This is a genomic window from Pediococcus damnosus (assembly GCF_001611155.1).
GTDB classification, from domain to species: Bacteria; Bacillota; Bacilli; order Lactobacillales; family Lactobacillaceae; genus Pediococcus; species Pediococcus damnosus.
Map to the genome: position 1 here is coordinate 237,162 of NZ_CP012294.1, position 20,739 is coordinate 257,900.

19 protein-coding genes are annotated in these 20,739 nt (G+C 38.8%); 3 read left to right on the top strand and 16 right to left on the bottom strand.

The window, feature by feature from the left end; translation table 11 throughout:
* Window positions 1–203: 203 nt before the first annotated feature.
* From ADU73_RS01090 to ADU73_RS01120, 7 genes are all read right to left on the bottom strand, one after another.
* Complete coding sequence (locus ADU73_RS01090; protein ID WP_010492178.1) at window positions 204–1,379, bottom strand: IS256 family transposase; 1,176 nt, start codon at window positions 1,377–1,379, stop codon at window positions 204–206.
* Between the two features lie 64 nt (window positions 1,380–1,443).
* Window positions 1,444–1,950, bottom strand: coding sequence for a CatB-related O-acetyltransferase (locus tag ADU73_RS01095; RefSeq protein WP_062913095.1), 507 nt, complete (start codon window positions 1,948–1,950; stop codon window positions 1,444–1,446).
* A 1-nt stretch (window position 1,951) separates the two neighbouring features.
* Window positions 1,952–2,632, bottom strand: a complete 681-nt coding sequence (locus tag ADU73_RS10460) for a hypothetical protein (protein ID WP_158510930.1) — start codon at window positions 2,630–2,632, stop codon at window positions 1,952–1,954.
* A 99-nt stretch (window positions 2,633–2,731) separates the two neighbouring features.
* Window positions 2,732–4,099: an ISLre2 family transposase gene (locus tag ADU73_RS01105; protein ID WP_046872291.1), complete on the bottom strand. Its 1,368-nt coding sequence runs from the start codon at window positions 4,097–4,099 to the stop codon at window positions 2,732–2,734.
* Window positions 4,100–4,325: 226 nt separating this feature from the next.
* Window positions 4,326–5,150: a bifunctional hydroxymethylpyrimidine kinase/phosphomethylpyrimidine kinase gene (thiD, locus tag ADU73_RS01110; RefSeq protein ID WP_046870710.1), complete on the bottom strand. Its 825-nt coding sequence runs from the start codon at window positions 5,148–5,150 to the stop codon at window positions 4,326–4,328.
* Window positions 5,151–5,152: 2 nt separating this feature from the next.
* Window positions 5,153–6,514 (bottom strand): DEAD/DEAH box helicase, encoded by a 1,362-nt coding sequence (locus tag ADU73_RS01115; RefSeq protein ID WP_062913097.1) that lies wholly within the window; start codon window positions 6,512–6,514, stop codon window positions 5,153–5,155.
* A 9-nt stretch (window positions 6,515–6,523) separates the two neighbouring features.
* The gene (locus ADU73_RS01120) at window positions 6,524–7,534 is read right to left on the bottom strand and encodes a Gfo/Idh/MocA family protein (protein ID WP_046870712.1); all 1,011 of its coding nucleotides are present in this window, start codon (window positions 7,532–7,534) and stop codon (window positions 6,524–6,526) included.
* 178 nt (window positions 7,535–7,712) lie between these two features.
* On the opposite strand from ADU73_RS01120, the gene ADU73_RS01125 reads away from it, so the two are divergent.
* Window positions 7,713–8,090 carry a DUF4828 domain-containing protein gene (locus ADU73_RS01125; RefSeq protein ID WP_046870713.1) on the top strand — a complete coding sequence of 126 codons (378 nt, stop codon included), beginning with the start codon at window positions 7,713–7,715 and terminating at the stop codon, window positions 8,088–8,090.
* Window positions 8,091–8,133: 43 nt separating this feature from the next.
* Here the strand turns inward: ADU73_RS01125 and ADU73_RS01130 are convergent, their stop codons facing one another.
* Window positions 8,134–8,916, bottom strand: coding sequence for a GH25 family lysozyme (locus ADU73_RS01130; RefSeq protein ID WP_062913098.1), 783 nt, complete (start codon window positions 8,914–8,916; stop codon window positions 8,134–8,136).
* A gap of 209 nt (window positions 8,917–9,125) precedes the next feature.
* Here ADU73_RS01130 and ADU73_RS01135 point away from each other — a divergent pair, with 209 nt between their 5' ends.
* Window positions 9,126–10,493 carry an ISLre2 family transposase gene (locus ADU73_RS01135; RefSeq protein ID WP_046872291.1) on the top strand — a complete coding sequence of 456 codons (1,368 nt, stop codon included), beginning with the start codon at window positions 9,126–9,128 and terminating at the stop codon, window positions 10,491–10,493.
* 135 nt (window positions 10,494–10,628) lie between these two features.
* Entirely contained in the window at window positions 10,629–11,960 is a 1,332-nt protein-coding gene (locus tag ADU73_RS01140; protein ID WP_226996040.1) for an APC family permease, read from the top strand.
* A 70-nt stretch (window positions 11,961–12,030) separates the two neighbouring features.
* Here the strand turns inward: ADU73_RS01140 and ADU73_RS01145 are convergent, their stop codons facing one another.
* The 8 genes from ADU73_RS01145 to gatC form a co-directional block, all read right to left on the bottom strand.
* Window positions 12,031–12,990, bottom strand: coding sequence for a DHH family phosphoesterase (locus ADU73_RS01145; protein ID WP_052694453.1), 960 nt, complete (start codon window positions 12,988–12,990; stop codon window positions 12,031–12,033).
* 169 nt (window positions 12,991–13,159) lie between these two features.
* Entirely contained in the window at window positions 13,160–14,086 is a 927-nt protein-coding gene (locus ADU73_RS01150; protein WP_046870715.1) for a type II TA system antitoxin MqsA family protein, read from the bottom strand.
* A gap of 18 nt (window positions 14,087–14,104) precedes the next feature.
* Window positions 14,105–14,395, bottom strand: a complete 291-nt coding sequence (locus tag ADU73_RS01155; RefSeq protein ID WP_062913099.1) for a type II toxin-antitoxin system MqsR family toxin — start codon at window positions 14,393–14,395, stop codon at window positions 14,105–14,107.
* Between the two features lie 176 nt (window positions 14,396–14,571).
* Entirely contained in the window at window positions 14,572–15,942 is a 1,371-nt protein-coding gene (gene rlmD / locus ADU73_RS01160) for a 23S rRNA (uracil(1939)-C(5))-methyltransferase RlmD (protein ID WP_062913100.1), read from the bottom strand.
* A gap of 120 nt (window positions 15,943–16,062) precedes the next feature.
* The gene (locus ADU73_RS01165; RefSeq protein WP_062904135.1) at window positions 16,063–17,082 is read right to left on the bottom strand and encodes a diacylglycerol kinase; all 1,020 of its coding nucleotides are present in this window, start codon (window positions 17,080–17,082) and stop codon (window positions 16,063–16,065) included.
* A 156-nt stretch (window positions 17,083–17,238) separates the two neighbouring features.
* Window positions 17,239–18,666, bottom strand: coding sequence for an Asp-tRNA(Asn)/Glu-tRNA(Gln) amidotransferase subunit GatB (gene gatB / locus ADU73_RS01170; protein WP_062913101.1), 1,428 nt, complete (start codon window positions 18,664–18,666; stop codon window positions 17,239–17,241).
* A complete protein-coding gene (gatA, locus tag ADU73_RS01175) occupies window positions 18,666–20,129 on the bottom strand; it encodes an Asp-tRNA(Asn)/Glu-tRNA(Gln) amidotransferase subunit GatA (RefSeq protein WP_046870720.1) in 1,464 nt (487 codons plus the stop codon). Before gatA ends, gatB begins: the two co-directional genes overlap by 1 nt.
* Window positions 20,130–20,447, bottom strand: a complete 318-nt coding sequence (gene gatC / locus ADU73_RS01180) for an Asp-tRNA(Asn)/Glu-tRNA(Gln) amidotransferase subunit GatC (RefSeq protein WP_046870721.1) — start codon at window positions 20,445–20,447, stop codon at window positions 20,130–20,132.
* Window positions 20,448–20,739 lie beyond the last annotated feature (292 nt).

Here is a 20,739-nt window from a genome sequence, read left to right on the forward strand (position 1 = left end):
TCAAACAAATATCACTTTCCGAGTTTTCAAGATCATCATAGGCCAACGATCGATATTTTTTAAATAACTTTGCATCTATAAATGAATAATCGATTTTCAATAATTTATCAATTATATTTTTTTTGAACCGAAACTTAATAAATGAGAGCGTCAAGAAGTTTGTGTAAATAACAAGAAGACTTCTTCGTATCATTTTGTCTAGCTTAAAACATTGATTCTAAAGTATCTTGGCACTGCTTAAAGCCATTATGAGCTCTGCCGAAGTATTTCTCGTTGTACTCTAAGATAATTGTCGCAAGGAAACGGTCAAGTGCTGATTCATTTGGAAATTGTTCTTTGACTTTTGTCTTGCGCTTCAGCTTTTTATTGAATGATTCAATAATGTTCGTTGAGTAAATTGTTCTGCGAATACTCGGAGGAAATTCTAAGAAGGTTAGTAAATTAGACGTACTGGCTAAATTTCTAACCATTCGAGGATACTTTGACTCCCAATGATCGATAAAACGATTTAAAATTAGCTGGGCTTCATCACGTGTTTTTGCTCTGTGGAGTTCTTTGAACTCATTAACGACCTCTGCACGGTCGTTTACGCGAACTTTCTGCATGATATTCCGTGACATATGGATCAGACAGCGTTGAAATTTAGCTTGAGGATAATTGTGGTTAAGCGCTGAATCCAAGCCAACTAAGCCATCTGCGATGACTAACTGGACGTGTTTAATACCACGACTGACTAAACCAGTTAGTAATTCGGACCAAACTTCTGAATTTTCCGTTGGTGCAATACAGTAATCTAAAATTTCTTTATGACCATCTGCTTTAATACCTAAAGCGACATAAACCGACTCTTTTTGAACCGTATCACGACGTAAGGGCACATAAGTTGCATCAAGGAAAAGACAGACGTAGTCTGTCGAACTAAACCGCCGCTGATGATAAGCAGTCACTTGATCCTCAACAATGGCTGTAATGTTGGAAATCGTAGTGGGTGAATAATGAGTTCCATACATCTTTTCGATTAAGTCAGCTATTTCTCGAGTTGTAATTCCTTTTTCGTATAACTGTATAATCGTCGTTTCCAGTGCATCTACTCTTCGAGAATAAGGTGGGATTAAGTTAGCCTTAAACTCGCCCTTGCGATCACGTGGGACACAGATACTCAGCTTTCCATACTCTGAATCAATTTGACGAAAATATTGGCCATTTCGAGAGTTACCAGAGTTGAAACCTTGACGATCATAAGGATCGTAGCCTAGAACAGAAGTTAACTCGGCTTGAAGTAACGTATTTAATGTATCCTGCAGTTGTTTTCTAAAAACTTCTTTTAAATCACCATGAGATAGTAGTACATTTGCCAATTCTTTGTTAAACTGATTCATAGGGGAAGACCTCCGTTGATTTGGTTTAGACGCTTATAATCATACGGGGAAGGTCTTCCTTTTTTCAATACTCATTTACACAAAATATTTTACACTCTCTAATAAATTTTGCTGGATTTCCTGCGACAATAGAAAACGGAGGTACATCCTTAGTAACAACGCTGCCTGCTCCAATTACTGAACCCTTTCCAAGGGTAACGCCTGACAATACCATTACATGAGAACCAATCCAAACATCATCTTGTACTATAATTTTTCCTTTTGTTTCTGCTTCTCTTGAAGCCCCTAAAAATTTAACTTTTATAGGAAAAGTCAAAAAATGCCTATAATTATGATTTCCTCCTAGAATAAAATCTACATGATCTGCAATTGAACACAGACATCCAATCTGTAATGCTTCTTCCGGGTCTCCCCAATAATGAATGTTTAATTTTCCATAAGTATAATTACCAACTTTTACTACATTCTTTGGAAAAATGTTTCCAGCAATTGTTTGATTTAATCTATTTTCATTTCGCCATATTTTTTTAAAAAAATATAATCTAAACAAATATATTAATTTATTTTTCACATTAATTCTCCTTTGCTATTCGTCGCAAATTTTTTATGGATTTTTGTAAGCCATTTTTATTGGTCCATAAGTAAATTACAAATGCTATTGCATAGCTAATCAACGATACTTGTAATGTCTGATTCCAGGTTACTCCCACAAATAGGGCCACCATCAAATTTTCGCCTAATATAGATCGAATAAATGGCACATTCAATTTGTGTGAAACAAGTCCTTCGCCTAGTGAACTTCTAAAAGCCAAAACAATAATTATAGAAAAAACCATAAAATTCAAGCTATGAAAAGCAGAAATATCTAGTAAAATAAAAAACAAACTTAAAGCCACTGAAATACAATTTATCATCAATAACTTACTTTCTAATCTCAAAGATTTCATAAAGGTATTTGTAAGCAACTCAAATTTTCCTTCATAAAAGCATATGGGAAATAGCACTGAAAGATAAGTTAAACTTTGTGCATATTTTGGTAACCAAAGTGGTAGTATAACGGAAATTGGATAATATAAAAACAAAAACAAAAACAAAAATACAAGCGTAATCGTTCGTAAATTTATATAGGTGTTTTTAAAATGTTTTTTATTTGATCGTTTCAATAGTGGAAAGAGGACCAGACTAACAGCTGAAATAAATGTCATTGCAAGATTCGAAATACTCAACGTTAATGAGACCTTTCCAAACGCCACGACACCCCAGAACTTTTCGATTGCAAACCGAATAGAACCAACGTATGTGTCAAGTTTTCCTAGGTGCCTTATAATCAACCAAATATTTATACACAATAATTAGTTTGAAAATATTTTTGCCATTGCTCCGATAGGGCTACTTGTTGGGGCATCAACTGGTATTTTACCTGAAAGAACTCCAATATGCTTAGAATGGTGCTTGTTGCTCAGCTGAGCTGAACTCAACGTCTTCAATGATTCCGTAGCGATCTCAATCGTTAGCTCTTGTAACTTTCTTAAACCACCACGTAAGTATTTATCTAGCTTACCGTTTACCCGAGCTTCAATTAATTTCAACATAGCCTCAAGGCCCTTTTCGGACCATACTTTGCCTTGCTTTTTCATTCGATACGTGTACGCTCTGTGTGAGCTTTCAACGGATCCCAATTTGCCGACCCTCATGAAGCCACGATCGTGTGGAGACTTTATAAACTGCCAATTTCTTGCCAAATATTGTCTTAGGACCCTTAGGCTCTCAAGTTCCTTATCAGTTTTAATTTGCGACTCAAATGTATCTAAAATAACGTTTAACTGATTCTGATCATACAGGCTAACGCTCTTAACGGCCTTATCAACCAATGGATTAAATAAACCAAAGGTTTGTTTAATCTTTTTGACAAAGTGATACCGATCGATAGTAAATTCAACTCTTTGAGCACTCGGAACTATTTCTCGCATACTTTTCGGGTTATACCCTGGGCCACCATCACTTGCTGTAAACACGGTCATTTCACTGATTTTATAATACTTCTCAATGTAGTCAGTTACTCGTTTTTGAACCTTTTTTTGATTGATACCAACAAACTCAACTTTGTTTGATCTTGTTCCATCTAATCCTGATTCAAAAACAATGTAATGGTGGACGTCTTGTCTTCGTCGATTAATTTTGTGTATCTCAAAGGCATCGCCTTCAACCACTAAGTTTTCAACTTTTCGTTTCTTAACTAGTTTCTCTTCGGACGATTTTTCTTCTGTCTTCACGGTATCTGCCATGTCTCTGATAATTCGGTCTACTGACCAGGCACTAATATCCGTCTGACTTGCCAGATTGATCATTGCGGCCGTATTTCTCATCGTTGTCGTTTGCCCAATTTTGGCAACGACACTTTTAAAATAAGGTGAAATTCTTTTTCTTTCTTCCAACTGAAGTTGTTCATCCAACGGGAAGTAATAACTTCCATTGGGTCGAAGATAACATCTTCTTTCAAAATTCACGGCGCCAAACATAAACTCAATTGTTCTGGCCTGTCGATTAATGAATGTATTTTCTGCCGGAATTGATGGAACGAGTGTTTCATCTAATTGCCTCAGATATTCAGCTACAACCAGCTGGAATGACTTCCTAAGATGAAGAATTACCTGCTCCTCTAAATCAAATAAACTGTCTAAATTTCCCAATGATTCAATAAAATCTGCTAAAATATACATGAAAGACCTGTATCCTTTCCTTTAATCTTCGTCGATTAAAAGGCTACAGGTCTTTTTCTATATATTCAACTCAAAATGAATATTCCTAGAATTTTATTGACCATCTAGGAAAACCTTACACTAACAATCGGTACATTTTTAATAATAAAAAAAGAAAACGTCTCCAGACTTATAGAGATGTTTTCTTGTACGATTTTTTAAAAAATTTAAAAAAATTAGGGAAATTTTAAATCAATTTACCCACTTTTTCCATCCGATAAGCTGGGTGAAATACAGGTCCTAAAAACTTATTTAAGTCAAAACCATTTTGAATGGCAGCTGTATCAAATTTCTTTGCTAAATGAACTGCATCGCTCACGCTTAGACCATTTGCTAAGCCACCGGTAACGGCAGCCGCAAACGTGCATCCCGCTCCGGCATTCCGATCAGTGGTTTGTTTCTTGGCACTAAGGGTTTCAAAAGTCTTGCCATCATAAAAGACATCCGCAGCGTCATCACTTTTAAGCCCCTTGCCGCCTTTAACAACCACGTTTTTAGCGCCTAACTCCTGAATCTTCTTGGCAGCTTGTTTCATCTCATCCAAATTGTGCAAAGTGCCCATCCCAGATAAAACGCCAGCTTCAAATAAATTAGGCGTTGCTACATCAGCCAGTGGCATTAATAAATCACGAATCGCGTTAGCCGCATCTGGATTCAACACATCCGTTTCACCCTTACAAATCATTACGGGGTCGATCACCACATTTTTTAGATGATGATCTTTAATCGCATGATACGCAATTTCAACAGTCTCTTGATCACCAAGCATCCCCGTTTTCATTGCATCTGGATTGCCACCGCTAAATACGGTTGCCAATTGATCTTTAATAAGCTGCGGTGCCACTTGATTCACATGGTGACTCCAGTCAGCTGGATCCATCGTCACAATACAGGTTAAAGCAACCATCCCGTAAGTGCCGAATTCTTCAAAAGTTTTTAAATCTGCTTGCATACCACCAGCAGCACTTGTGTCACTGCCAGCAATAGTTAATGTTTTTAAAGGTGTTGTCATTTTTATTTCTTCCTATCATTTCGTTCAATATTCTTATGCCGCATTCCCTTTTTCTTAGAATGCTTATTATGTTTCGCATGCTTTTTTGGTTTGCCGCCAATATAAGCTGGTTTGGTATTCTTAGGTTTAGCCGGATACTTTTTAGTTACTTTTTTAGGTGTAACTGCGGGCATCATCACAACGGTCGCGTTTGGATCAACTTCCGATTTTGACTCATCACTTTTTGCTTCATTCGTTGCTTCAGCTGGGCGCTCTGGCTCAACTTCTTCAAGCTCATCCGTCAGTTTACCATGCATGAGATACAGGGGCTTGAAAGTTGTTTCTGGAAGCAATTTACGCAAATTACGTAAATCATGATCATTTCCCATATTGACAATCATTCCGGTATTTCCCATTCGTCCCGTTCGTCCGGTTCGATGGGTATACGCAATGGCATCTTGTGGTAAATCAAAATTAATCACGGCTGGCAAGTTGGCAATGTCCAGTCCGCGAGCTGCCATTTCGGTCGTCAACATCAATTTTGCTTCACCTTTTCGGAACTTTCGCATGGCGGTTGCCCGCTCCGTTTGGACTTGATGACCAGCCAATTTCACACTCGACACATGTTCATGTTTCAACTCAGCAGCCACATGTTCTAAGGTCGACACATGATTAGAGAAAACTAATCCCTGAAAATGCTTGAGTTTTGCCAAACGCCGTAAATAAACGACTTTCTTATTATCAGCAACCCGAACCAACCCATGAATTACTTCACCTTGTGTCTTATCTGTCTGGCGCACATCAAACTCTTCAATGTCCACGCCAAAGATTGTTTCAAGTTCCTTAGGGGTATGCGTTTGAGTTGCCGAGAAAAAGCCTAACTGCACATCCGTTGGGGAAGCCATCACAATTTCACGAACTTCATCTAACGTATCGCCAGTTAACAGTTCATCCGCTTCATCCACAATAATCGTTTGAATATCTTTCAACTTCAACCGACTTTCATGAATTAGTGACAACATTCGACCTGGAGTTCCCACAACAACCTCTGGATGCTTTTTCAAGCGTTCAATCTGACGTTGCATGTTCGCACCACCAGTTAGAGAAGTCGCCTTGATTTTGTTAACAGCTCCCCACTGACGAAAAACGTCGGTAGTCTGCACAGCCAGTTCTTGTGAAGGTGACAATACCAAAATCTGAGTGCCATCGCCAGGAACAGTCTTCTCTAATAACGGGATTGTGAAAGCCAATGTCTTACCAGAACCAGTGGGCGCTAAACCAATCACCGAACGATCCTGTTTCAGGGACTCATAAACTGCCATTTGAATTTCGGTAGCCGTTTTAAAACCTTGTTGCTGAAAAAATTGTTCAAATTCCTTATCCATTTTCAATTCCTATCTGTCTATTTGAGCATCATCCGGAAAAACAATTTTGCCGGATTGACGTAAATTGTATAGTAACTTGGTAACATTTTGGCTTAAATCAAGCCATGTCCAATAATCATGATCATTTTTCTCATTCTGGGGATCATTAATCACCCGGGCAAAATCTTCAGCTTCTGGAATCATGGGATTGTCTGCAGGCTTCGTACCAATTGACGTTTCCTTGCCCGTCTCATCTCGTAAGCTCACTTTTTCTAATTCAGCGGGACTATCCATCACGATCGTATCTTTTAACCCATAAATTTCTGAACTCAAATATGAATTGCTAGTCTTACCAATATTTAAAGTGACGTCAAACTCTGGATAACGCAGAATTGCGACTCCCTTACCGTCAACTCGTGTTGAGATCAGCGTTGGGTAATAAGCAACGTCATCAGGCATCCCAAACCAACCAACCGCATCATAGGCCACATACACGCCGAGATCTTGCAAAGCGCCACCCGCAAACTTCAGTGTAAAGACGTTCGGTGTTTCGCCAGCTAGAACAGCATCATAACGACTTGAATACTTCATGTAAGTTAAGGTTGCCCCCTGAACGCGGTCAAGCATCGCAACTTGCCCCTTAACAACTGTAAAGTTTTGTTGATGAACCTGTCGGGCTGCTTCAAACAACCGTGCTTGCGGATGCTTTTCAAGTGTCTCTCGTAAAACTTCCATTTGTTTGATGTTTGAAACAATCGGTTTTTCAACGATCACATACTTATCATTTTCAATTCCCATCTTAGCTTGTTCAAAGTGCAAGCTATTCGGCGAAGCAATGTAGATCGTGTCAATTGCGTCGCTTTCGAAAAAGGCGTTTAAATTATCAAAAAAGACAGTTGCCCCATTCTTTTCACCAAATTTTTTTGCTTTTTCAGTCGTTCGCGAATAAACCGCTGTTAATTGATATTTTCCGGTCGCATGGGCCGCTTCTACAAATTGCTGTGTAATCCAATTGGTGCCAATGATTCCCAGTTTAATCATGATTTGCCCTCCAATTTTGTTTACTTCCTATTCCATTTTATCAGTGTTAACAAAGTAAGTATATTTAAAAGCCGCCACTTTCTAAAAATCGGTAAAATTTAATTAATTTTACGTGTGTTTAACAAGTACAAATGCTATTATTTAAGTGTAAGCAGTCATTTGAAAGGATGCGATGAAAATGAAGCCTAAGAGTATTGCCCTAGTGGTTGCTTCATTTCTAACTGGTATATTAACTTCCAAAAAGCTACACAAACAAGACCTTCCGGATCCAGACAATCCGTTATTTTTTGTCGGTTCTTGGAATTATCGGACAAATAGTTCCAATCGCATCCACACTGTTGAAATTCGTCCCAATTTTGACCTTCTTATCGATAAGCATCCGGTAAAAGTTAAAGTCGAAAGCTGGGATAAATATTCCATCACCTTTCTAGATAATTATGGTTACCATATTCGCATTCGGGCTAACGAAGAACGCCCTGTTTCAATTTATGACGAAACTGAAAATGAAACCTACCCAATCCTATTCAGTAACTATAAAATTACCAAAAATCCTTAAACAAGTAAAAGCCAGCATCTGTAATCAGATGCTGGCTACTTTTTTAATTAATTTCCTGCCAAGTTTGTCGTTTACCAGTAAATACAGAAGTCGCAAAACTAGATTTTTGACCATCCACCTTTAAATCAGCACCATCACTATATTGCACAAATTCAGTTTGCGCATTGAGTTTTTGTTTTCGCAAGGCAGCTAAATTTTTCACAACAAGCCATTGGCGACTGTCTGAAAGGTACGGCGTGATCATTTGTTTAGAAATTGTCGGCGTTGTCCAAATCACACAAGGCGTTGCATAATAATTAGCTAGATTACGAGTCAACTCCTGCAACTTTCTTCCCTGTTTAGCTTTGTTAGGGGGATTATTTGCGTAGTCACCATAGTACGCCACTTGAATTGCAATCGGTAAATTACCAACTTTGTAGCCAACTTTTTCTTCAAAATATTTAGCTTGATCCTTAGCCGACTTGCTAAAACTAAACATTAGGTAAACACCGATCTTCAAATCAGCTCCTTGAATCCGATCATAATTTGCGGAGAAATTGTCATCAAAATAAGTCGTGCCACTAGTCGTTCGCAAATAAGCAAACGACATGCCGGCCTTTTTGACACCCTCAAAATCCACAAACCCATCTTGTTGAGAAACGCTAATTCCTCGAATCGGATATTGTCGTAAAGTTTGAGCTTGATGCACGTGCCACAAATGCCATCCGGTAATTCCAGAGCCAATCACGACAATAATCAGAAGAATCCAGAGCCATTTTTTCCAGTTAATCTTTCGTTTGTGTTTATAGGTATTACTATAAATCGGTTTGATATTTTTGCGAGCCAAATCAATTCATCCCTAACCGTTGCTTTTTATTCATTGTACACCAAATCAATTTAAGCTGAATTAGGGTCCTCTCTTCAACCCACGGTTAGTGTAAGGTTTTCCTAGATGGTCAATAAAATTCTAGGAATATTCATTTTGAGTTGAATATATAGAAAAAGACCTGTAGCCTTTTAATCGACGAAGATTAAAGGAAGGGATACAGGTCTTTCATGTATATTTTAGCAGATTTTATTGAATCATTGGGAAATTTAGACAGTTTATTTGATTTAGAGGAGCAGGTAATTCTTCATCTTAGGAAGTCATTCCAGCTGGTTGTAGCTGAATATCTGAGGCAATTAGATGAAACACTCGTTCCATCAATTCCGGCAGAAAATACATTCATTAATCGACAGGCCAGAACAATTGAGTTTATGTTTGGCGCCGTGAATTTTGAAAGAAGATGTTATCTTCGACCCAATGGAAGTTATTACTTCCCGTTGGATGAACAACTTCAGTTGGAAGAAAGAAAAAGAATTTCACCTTATTTTAAAAGTGTCGTTGCCAAAATTGGGCAAACGACAACGATGAGAAATACGGCCGCAATGATCAATCTGGCAAGTCAGACGGATATTAGTGCCTGGTCAGTAGACCGAATTATCAGAGACATGGCAGATACCGTGAAGACAGAAGAAAAATCGTCCGAAGAGAAACTAGTTAAGAAACGAAAAGTTGAAAACTTAGTGGTTGAAGGCGATGCCTTTGAGATACACAAAATTAATCGACGAAGACAAGACGTCCACCATTACATTGTTTTTGAATCAGGATTAGATGGAACAAGATCAAACAAAGTTGAGTTTGTTGGTATCAATCAAAAAAAGGTTCAAAAACGAGTAACTGACTACATTGAGAAGTATTATAAAATCAGTGAAATGACCGTGTTTACAGCAAGTGATGGTGGCCCAGGGTATAACCCGAAAAGTATGCGAGAAATAGTTCCGAGTGCTCAAAGAGTTGAATTTACTATCGATCGGTATCACTTTGTCAAAAAGATTAAACAAACCTTTGGTTTATTTAATCCATTGGTTGATAAGGCCGTTAAGAGCGTTAGCCTGTATGATCAGAATCAGTTAAACGTTATTTTAGATACATTTGAGTCGCAAATTAAAACTGATAAGGAACTTGAGAGCCTAAGGGTCCTAAGACAATATTTGGCAAGAAATTGGCAGTTTATAAAGTCTCCACACGATCGTGGCTTCATGAGGGTCGGCAAATTGGGATCCGTTGAAAGCTCACACAGAGCGTACACGTATCGAATGAAAAAGCAAGGCAAAGTATGGTCCGAAAAGGGCCTTGAGGCTATGTTGAAATTAATTGAAGCTCGGGTAAACGGTAAGCTAGATAAATACTTACGTGGTGGTTTAAGAAAGTTACAAGAGCTAACGATTGAGATCGCTACGGAATCATTGAAGACGTTGAGTTCAGCTCAGCTGAGCAACAAGCACCATTCTAAGCATATTGGAGTTCTTTCAGGTAAAATACCAGTTGATGCCCCAACAAGTAGCCCTATCGGAGCAATGGCAAAAATATTTTCAAACTAATTATTGTGTATAAATATTTGGTTGATTATAAGGCACCTAGGAAAACTTGACACATACAACCCACGCAAAGTTTTTATATCCACGTGGGTTTCTGCTATAATGATACGGCTACTACAAAAAGAGGAGACCATGATCATGCAACCAGAAAACGATGGTTTAAAAAAAGAAGTTGGCACCTTTGCGGCCTTAGCAACCGTCATGGGAACGGTCATTGGCGGTGGCGTCTTCTTTAAAGTGGCAAGTGTCGTTAGTGCCACACAATCAGCGGGGCTCACCATACTGGCCTGGATAGTCGGCGGCCTTTTGACCATCTGTGCCGGACTGACCAGTGCTGAATTAGCGGCCGCCATCCCACTAACTGGTGGTGCCGTTAAATATCTCGAATATACCTATGGAAAATTACCTGCCTATCTATTTGGCTGGGCACAGAGCTTAATCTATTTTCCGGCCAACATCGCGGCCCTTTCGATTGTGTTTGGTACCCAAGTCGTGGACCTTTTCCATTTGAGCTCACAAACTAGTTTGCCAATCGCACTGATCGCCGGATTATCCATTACCTTGATCAACTTTCTTGGTGCCAAGGCTGCGAGTCGGTTACAGTCCTGGACATTGATCATCAAGCTTATTCCGATTGTCGTGATTGTGATTGTGGGACTATTAACGCCAGGTACCGTAGCCCTTCATTTCATCCCAACCCACCTCACTTCCCATTCCGGTTTAGCGGGCGCCTTTAGTAGTGGCCTGTTAGCAACCATGTTTGCTTACGACGGCTGGCTCGGTGTGGGTGCCATTGCTGGTGAAATGAAGAATCCAAAAAAGGATTTGCCGCGCGCCATTGGTTGGGGCCTGGCTCTGATCACAATTATTTATACACTCATTAATTTAGTTTTCTTAAGAACGCTTCCGATTTCAGATATTGCTGGAAATTTAAATGCTGCCTCTGAATCTGCCATTCATCTGTTTGGCACAATGGGTGGCAAACTAGTCACAATTGGCATTTTAATTTCAGTTTACGGAGCAATCAATGGCTACACCATGACTGGTATGCGGGTACCGTTAGCCATGGCCGAAGAAAAGACGCTACCTTTTAGCAAGTTTATTCGTAAGGTTGGTCGGAATTCGGGCTCTCCATACGGAGCTGGAATCCTTCAATTTGCGATCGCAGCGTTCATGATGTTGTTAGGAAGCTTTGACTTATTAACTGATATGCTGGTATTTGTCATGTGGATTTTCAGTCTTCTGCTTTTTATTGCCGTGTTCATCCTTCGCAAACGCGAACCGAATTTAGAACGCCCTTATAAGGTACCCGGATATCCGGTGGTCCCTGCGATTGCCATTATTGGTGGGATTTTCATCTTAGTCACTACAATCGTGACAGAATTTTGGTTAGCAGTTGTGGGAATTTTGATTACATTGCTGGGAATCCCCGTTTACTATCTGACTACTCGGTATTATCGAGGAAAATAAAAACAGATTAGTTTTATAGAAGCTTGACCCTTGTTGGCCAGCTGCCTTTGTAAATTAATCTGTTTTTTAATCATTCATTTACAACTAATTCGTTTAATTCTTCAATAATTTGTTGGACCTCGCCTAAATCATTAGCAGTAGCACCACTAGAGAGTGGGTGATCACCGCCATGATGCTTTTTGGCAATATCAATGATAACTGTTCCTTTAGAACGCAAATTAACATGATATTTACCATCTGATTTTTCTCTAAATATCGCCCAAATTTGGATAGTAGATATTCTCCCTATCACTGGAATAACAGCATCTAGCTCGCCTGAGGATAGTCCAAATTTTTGGATGATATCACGCTTTAAAATGATATGACCAACCCCACTATCTTCAATTTCTAAGTTTTGTAAGGCATAGGCCACCATTTTTGCTACATTAGGAGAAATATCATCCTCATGTCGATTAACAGTCGGTGCATCAAAACCGAATTTCAGTAATTCAGATGCAACCTGCAGAGTATATGAACTTGTATCATCATACAAAAAACGCCCTGTATCACCAACGATTCCAGCATATAAACAACGTGCTCCATCTTGCGTAAGATGTAAATTACCCTTGGATTGGTAAATTAAACAATAAATCATTTCCGAAGCACTTGAGAAAGATTCATCCGACCAGTTAATATCCGCAAAAGCATCCACATTAACATGGTGATCAATTTTGATCGTTTGTGCGCCTCGGTCCCAACGCATATCTGAAATACGATCGCGGCTGCCTGTATCTACAATAATCACTAAAGTATCCTGATATATTTGATCAGCAACATCTTGCATCGGCCCAATCCAGTCAAAAAGTGGTTCATCTTTACCAACTGTATAAATATTCTTTTGAGGATAAGAGACTCTTAGCGCTTGAGCCAACCCAATTTGACTGCCAATCGCATCAGGATCTGCATCCTTGTGACGATGAATGATGATCGTTTGATACTTTTCAATGGTCTTTAAAATTTCATGAATGACAGCTTCATTATCTTTTTTCAATTAAGGCAGCTCCTCGTTTGGACACTTAATTTTTCACTACATAAATGTAACTAATATAACTGCTATAATACGACCACCTTCAATATTTAGCAAAAAAATAAATCAAACCCATTTAACGCCAAGTCCAATTGGCTTTCATAGGATTGATTTATTTTGAATTAATTTTGTGTTATTCCTCAACATTTCGAGCAAAAGTTTCAGCAATTAACGTTGGATTAATAACTCCTTGACCCGTTAATGACCAAGGAGAACCTGCTTGATGTGTTATTCGACTTAATCCCGCAGCAGTTTTCTCGCCATAATCATCCAGAATTTCGGAAAGCAATCCGGATATTTCAGAGTTTGCTTGAATTTCACTAAAATCATCAAACGCGGTATCATCCAGACCGTTCGCAACAATTCCTCTTTGACCATTAAACTTTTTATGAACTTCTTCTACCACTGGTCCATAGGGCATTGCCAATATCCGCGATGTAAACAACTTACCGTGCGTTCTTACAGCATATCTTCCAAAAGCAAAATACAATAACTTAACAACTTTCATTTGAGTCAATTCTTCGACATTTAGATCTTCTTGAGCCTGAAAATAATTAGTCACACGATACCAATTTGTTAATTGAATCGCGGTAAATTTAGGCTTTGGTGCAACTGCCATAATAACTTCATCACTTGCTGTATTCAAATAATCTTTCACTTTTTGAACGACAACTTCTGGTAATGTGTCATCATCAACAATTAATGTATTTAAAAAATGATCATCGTTCATCAAAGCTTTTAATATTTTGTTATTAGATTTAGAAGGAAATGCACCAGTTTCATATAAGGCAACGGTATTAGGACTCCAACCAAGCAGTTTTGCAAACTCGCGCTGTGACAATCCAATCTTAGCTCGATATTTTTTGATCTCCTCAGGTGAAACCAATCCCTTGTCATCACGATACATTTGATTAGCAATCTCAACGGCTTGATCGTCCAACTTAGTATCGTCAATCAATTCGTTAGTTTCACTATCAAAACGGGCAGGTGCGGTAACTTCATACTCATGACCATGTATCATAAATGTATTTGTATAATCCTTAATATACGTATTCGTCATATCATCTTACCTCCTGAGTTAATTTGATATATGAAAACTAATGAATTTTACCATGTTGTTATCATTAATAAATTTAAACTTAATATAATAAACTTCTCCGTATTCTGCTTTATAAACCCAAACAAATTCGTTTAGTCGGTCACGATCTTCCTCATGTTTTTGAAAATCGGTAATGGACAATTGATTAACAATTACTTTAGCCAAAGAAGATGTAACAGCTTGAGTGTGACTTGCACGACGATTTACAAGAATAAATTGATTTTTAGAGATTAAATATTTCAATCTTGCTAGAGCTTCGCTTGTGTTCAAACCATTAACTCCCTCTCTCACTCATGTATAGTATATCTTAAAATCAGTAATCTTGCTACTAAAAAGTAGCGCATCTATAAACAACTAGTAATAAAATAGTTTTCAAAAAAAATAAATCAATCCCACTTATTGCCAACTAAAAAACTGGTTTTGTAGAATTGATTTATTTTTATTTATTAGTCTTTTACTAACACTGTGACACTTTCCACATGGGGCGTTTGTGGGAATTGATCAACTGGAACAACTGGTTGATCTACGTGGTACCCATTATCCATAAAGATTTGTACATCCCGGACTAAGGTTGATGGATTACAACTGACGTACACAAACCGTTTTGGCTGCATTGCAGTAGCTGCGGTAATGAACTCAGGTGCCAAACCCTTTCGAGGCGGATCAACCACGATAACATCTGGTTCTAAGCCATCATGTTGCCATTGGTCCATCTGGTCTTCAGCCTTACCTGTAAAGAATTTCACATTATGAATCTTGTTTAATTTGGCATTAATCTTAGCATCTTGGATTGCTTTGTCCACGACTTCAACACCATAAACAGTTTTCGCATGCTGAGCCATCGCTAACGAAATGGTTCCAATTCCACAGTACGCATCAATGACAGTTTCTTTCCCTGTCAAACCAGCCTTTTTAATGGCAAGGTCATAAAGCTTTTCGGTTTGCACTGGGTTTACCTGATAGAATGAATCAGCGGAAATGGCAAAGGTTAGCCCCAGCAATGTATCATGAATAACACCGCTGCCCCAGAGAAGTTTTTCTTCTTTACCCATTAAGACGTTAGTTTGTGCCGCATTAATATTTTGAACGATACTCTTAACTTCTGGTAATTGTTTGCGAATTTCTTCCACAATCTCGAAGTTCATTGGAATTTTCTTTGCCCGGGTGATCAACACAATCATCATTTCGTGTGAATAATGACCACGACGAACCATAATTGTTTTGATAACGCCGGTATGATTGGTTTCATTATATGGTTCAGTATGATATTTACGTAAAATATCTCTGACCACAATAATTGCCTTATCAATTTCAGGGTCCTGAATATAGAAGTTTTCAATCGGAACTAACTCATGGCTATTCCGACGATAAAAACCGGTTGTCAATTGACCGTTAACTCGGCAAACAGGAATCTGCGCCTTATTCCGATATCCATAAGGTTTATCCATTCCAACTGTTGGACTCACTTCAATCGAATTAAGATGGACTTTATAGAATAATTCCTGAATTTGATGTTGCTTGAATTCCAATTGTGCTGGGTAAGCTAAATGTTGTAAAGGTGCAATTCCTGTCTGCGTATACTGGGCATCCTTAATTTCAACCCGATTAGGGCTCTTGGATTTCCATTCTTCAACCCGTCCAAACGCATATGTTTTGGCAACTTTTGTAACTTTCATCACAATTTCTTCACCAGGTAAACTGTTAGCAACAAAAATTGGAAAACTATCAATTTTTGCGACTCCCATTCCTTGATAAGTTAAATCCATAATCGTGACGTCATACGTTTCATTTTTTGAAACTGGTGCTCTAAATTTCATATTTTTCCTCATTTTTCTTTTGTAAGTAAAATCCACAAAACCGTCCCTTTAAAACATGGTGCTAGTGACACGTCATCACTAATCTTCTCATCACGCCCAAGGACGGTTTTTTAATTATTTTTATTCTGGTTCTGTCTCTTTAGGCTCACCATCTTCTGGAAGTTTTTTAACTTGCTTAATAAAGTTCTCTTCAGCTTTTGAAACCTTTGGCTCAGTTAAATTGTATGCATCATCCGGAATCTTATCCAAATTTGCAAACATTTCAATATGCTTATGCAAATTTTTAAAGTCCATCGGTGCATCTCCACCATACTCACCATCAATATTGACCATAACACGATCGTTCACCGGATTAACCCGAACTTTTTTAGGCTTCCGATAAATAATGCGGGGATCATTGATATGATTACCGTTCAACGCTTTAACCATTAAATGTAAAAGTGAAACCAAGTTCGAAGCCTTAACGATGATCAGGGTAAACCGGCCATCATCTAACGAAGCATCCGGCACAATTTGTTCAAATCCACCAATTGAATTGGTTAACGCTAAGAAAAACATGGAAGCTTTTCCGCGAAAATGTTCGCCATCATATTCGATATCCATATCAACTGGTTTAACTTGTGGCAGCAACTCGGCACCTTTAACCAAATAAGCTAAATATCCAAAAATACTCTTCATATTTGAAGGCACATCATAAGTGAGTTCTGTTAATAAACCACCCGCAGCAATATTAATAAAGTAGTTTTCACCGGCTTTACCAATATCCATTTTGATACGCTGATTTTTCAAAATTACTTTAGCAGCAGCCACAGGATCTTCCCGAGGAATTTTTAAAGCCCGAGCATAATCATTGGTGGTCCCAGCTGGAATGATAGCCATCATTGGGCGGAAATGCAAGTCTGCAATCCCGTTAACAACTTCATTGATGGTGCCATCCCCACCAGCCGCGACGATTAAATCAAAGCCATTTTTGGCAGCGCGCCGGGCTTCATTTTGGGCAGAATTGGGTTTGGGGGTTGTTGCATAGGCACTAGCCTCAAAACCAGCCTGCTCTAAAATATTTAAGATATCGATCATGCTCTGTTTTAAAACTTCTCGTCCTGAAGTTGGGTTATAGATGACCCGAGCTCTTTTTTGCATGGTGTTGTTCCTCCGAGAGTGTTCCAAAAGGTGTTTAGGCTCCGAGTATAGCCTAGGTAATCGAATGATTCGCACTTGGAATCGTTTGATTACCGTAGCTAAACGGAGGGGGCTGCCTTTTGGGACACGTTTAAACTAATTTAATTACTAACGCCTTTACCGACTCTTCAATTCAGCCATCAAGATCTGATTGACAACTTTAGGGTTGGCTTGACCATGAGTTTGTTTCATAACTTGACCAACTAAGTACCCAACGGCCCGATCTTTTCCGTTTTTAAAGTCATCAACAGATTGCTGATTATCATCAACAACACCCTTGATAATTGGTGTTAATTGAGCAGGATCAGAAAGCTGAATCAATCCCTTGCTCTTAACCCAAGCAACTGGTTCTTCACCCTGAGTAATGGCTTTGAAAACTTTTTTAGCAATTTTTGTAGAAATTGTGCCATCGCTAATCATTTTGATCATGCCAGCCAAATTATTAGGCGTTAACTTTGTATCCTGCAAATCTACTTGTTGATCGTTAAGATAAGCATTCACATCACCCATTAAATAGTTGGCCGTCATTTTAGGATCGGCCCCATTTTTAACAGTTGTATCAAAAAAGTCTGACATTTCCTTTGTCTGCGTCAAGACCATAGCATCATAATCTTTTAATCCAAGTTCTTTAACGTAACGTTCACGACGTTTTCCTGGCATTTCTGGCATGCTTTCGCCAATTGATTTAATCCAGTCATCGCTAATCGCTAAGGCAGGCAAATCTGGTTCTGGGAAGTACCGATAATCATCAGCCCCCTCTTTAACCCGCATCAAAATTGTTTGACCAGATGCTTCGTCAAAACGACGGGTTTCTTGTTGAATAGTTCCACCAGACATCAAAACCTGTTGTTGGCGTTTTTCTTCATAAGAAAGACCTTTACGCACATAATTAAACGAGTTCAGGTTTTTAATTTCAGTTTTGGTTCCGAATTTGTCAGATCCATAAGGACGAATTGAAATGTTGACATCAACTCGCATAGACCCTTCTTCCATCTTCACATCAGACACACCGGTAAACTGAACCCGTTGACGTAAAGCTTCCAGATACGCATAAGCCTCATCAGGTGAGGCAATATCTGGCTTAGAAACGATTTCGATCAAAGGAGTTCCCTGCCGGTTTAAATCGACAAAAGAATAGCCATTGGGATTATGGGTATTTTTACCCGCATCCTCTTCAATATGCATTTCAGCAATTCCGACTTTTTTCTTCTCACCATCAACTTCGATTTCAATCCAACCATCATGAGCAATTGGTTTATCAGATTGTGTAATTTGATAAGCTTTTGGATTATCAGGATAGAAGTAATTCTTCCGATCAAAATGATTATGCTGTTCAATTTTGGCATGCAAAGCAAGCGCAGCCTTAATTCCAGACTCCACGACTCCTTTGTTTGTCGTTGGCAAAACCCCAGGATAACCCCAATCGATAACGTTGGTATTGGCATTCGGATCATCACCAAAAGCTACAGGAGAAGGACTAAAAATTTTAGAGTTCGTCTTTAATTCAACATGGACTTCAAGTCCAATTGTCGTTTGAAAATTCATTATTTGTCTCCCCCAATCTCTGGAGTTGCTTTGTGAAAGTCAGTTGCTTGTTCAAATGCATAACCGGCCCGATATAAAGTTTGTTCATCAAATGGTTTTGCGATAATCTGCAAACCAACTGGTAAGTCGTTACTAAATCCAGCTGGTAATGACATCCCAGGTAATCCAGCCATGTTGACAGGCACCGTCAAAACATCATTCATATACATTTTTTTCGGATCATTTGAATCTTCACCAATACCAAATGCTGGTGTTGGTGCAGTGGGTCCAATGATAAAGTCATGATCTTCAAATACTTTCTTGAAGTCATTGATCATTAACGTCCGCACTTCAGCAGCCTTACGGAAGTATGCATCATAAAAACCAGCTGACAAAGAATAAGTTCCTAACATAATTCGGCGTTTTACTTCATTGCCAAAACCTTCAGAACGGGAACGTACATAAACGTCTTCCAAGTTCTTCACATCTTTTGCACGATAGCCATAACGAATCCCGTCAAAACGTTGTAAGTTTGAAGAAGCTTCTGAAGAACTGATGATATAATATGCAGCAATTCCGTATTTACTATGTGGTAAAGAGACCTCATCAACTGTTGCACCAAGTGATTTGAAAGTACTAGCAGCATCTAAAACAGCTTTTTTGACGTTTTCATCCACGCCTTCACCTAAATATTCTTTAGGCAATGCCACGCGCATTCCTTTGACAGAGCCATCTAAGCCAGCAGTAAAATCTGGTACCGCCTTGTCAGAACTAGTCATATCATGGTCATCATGACCAGCAATGATGTTTAATAAAGCGGCATTGTCTTTAACTGTTCGCGTAAAGGGACCGACTTGATCCAAACTAGAACCAAACGCAATAATTCCCCAACGTGAAACTCGACCATAGGTAGGTTTTACACCAACAACGCCAGTAAATGAAGCGGGTTGACGAATTGAACCACCAGTGTCAGTTCCTAAGGCTGCTAAAACACCTCCAGCTGAAACAGTTGTTGCGGAACCACCTGAAGATCCACCAGGAACTTTACTCAAATTCCAAGGATTATGGGTGGTCTTGAAATAAGACGTTTCAGTTGAACCGCCCATTGCAAACTCATCCATGTTTGTTTTACCAATAATCACGACATCATTGGCTCGGAGTTTTTCAATCACGGTTGCATCATAAATGGGATTGAAATCTGCCAACATTTTTGAAGCTGCCGTTGTTTTTAAACCCTTTGTAACAATATTATCTTTGATGGCAATCGGAATTCCAGCCCAGAGATTATCTGCGTTGATTCCTTTTTCATCAACCGCTTTTGCAGTAGCTAAAGCAGCGTCTTCATCAATAGTAATATATGCATTTAATTTTTCGTTATCTGCTTTAATTGTGGCAAGGGTCTCTTTTGTTAATTGTTCTGAGGTGATTTCTTTGTTGACTAACTTCGTATGTAAAGTTGTCAAATCTGTGTCAAAATAATTCATCTAGTTTGCCCCTTCGCTTTCATCAATAATTGCGGGAACTCGAATGTAACCATCCTGAGTATCGGGCGCGTTTTTCAACAAGGCATCTTTCTGATGACTGTTAACTGCGACATCTTCACGCATCGTGTTAAATTGGTCTGTCACACTAAACGTTGGTTCTACGCCGTCTGTATCTACTTCACTAAGCGTATTGAACAGATCCATGATCTCGCCTAACTGCGTTGTGAACTTGCCTAAATCAGCATCATCGAACTCTAACTTAGCCAAACTGGCAACATGTTTTACTTGCGATTTATCAATCTTATTTTCGTTTGCCATGTGTTATCCTTCTTTCAAATCCATCAATTATTTTAACATATATTTACCTGGCTTATTTTGAACATCTTGTGCGAGACTGTTATTGCTGAACTCCGGCCTATCCGAAACGTGTCTAAAAGAACAGATTTTTCCGCTTGCCATGTTTCTTGCGGCTGTACTTCAGCCACAAGAATGGCTAACGTCCGAAGCATAAAAGATTTTCGGAACGAAAATCATCCACAATGCGGAGTAGTAGCTACGGTAATCAAACGATTCCTAAACCGAATCATTCGACTACCAGGCTATGCTCGAG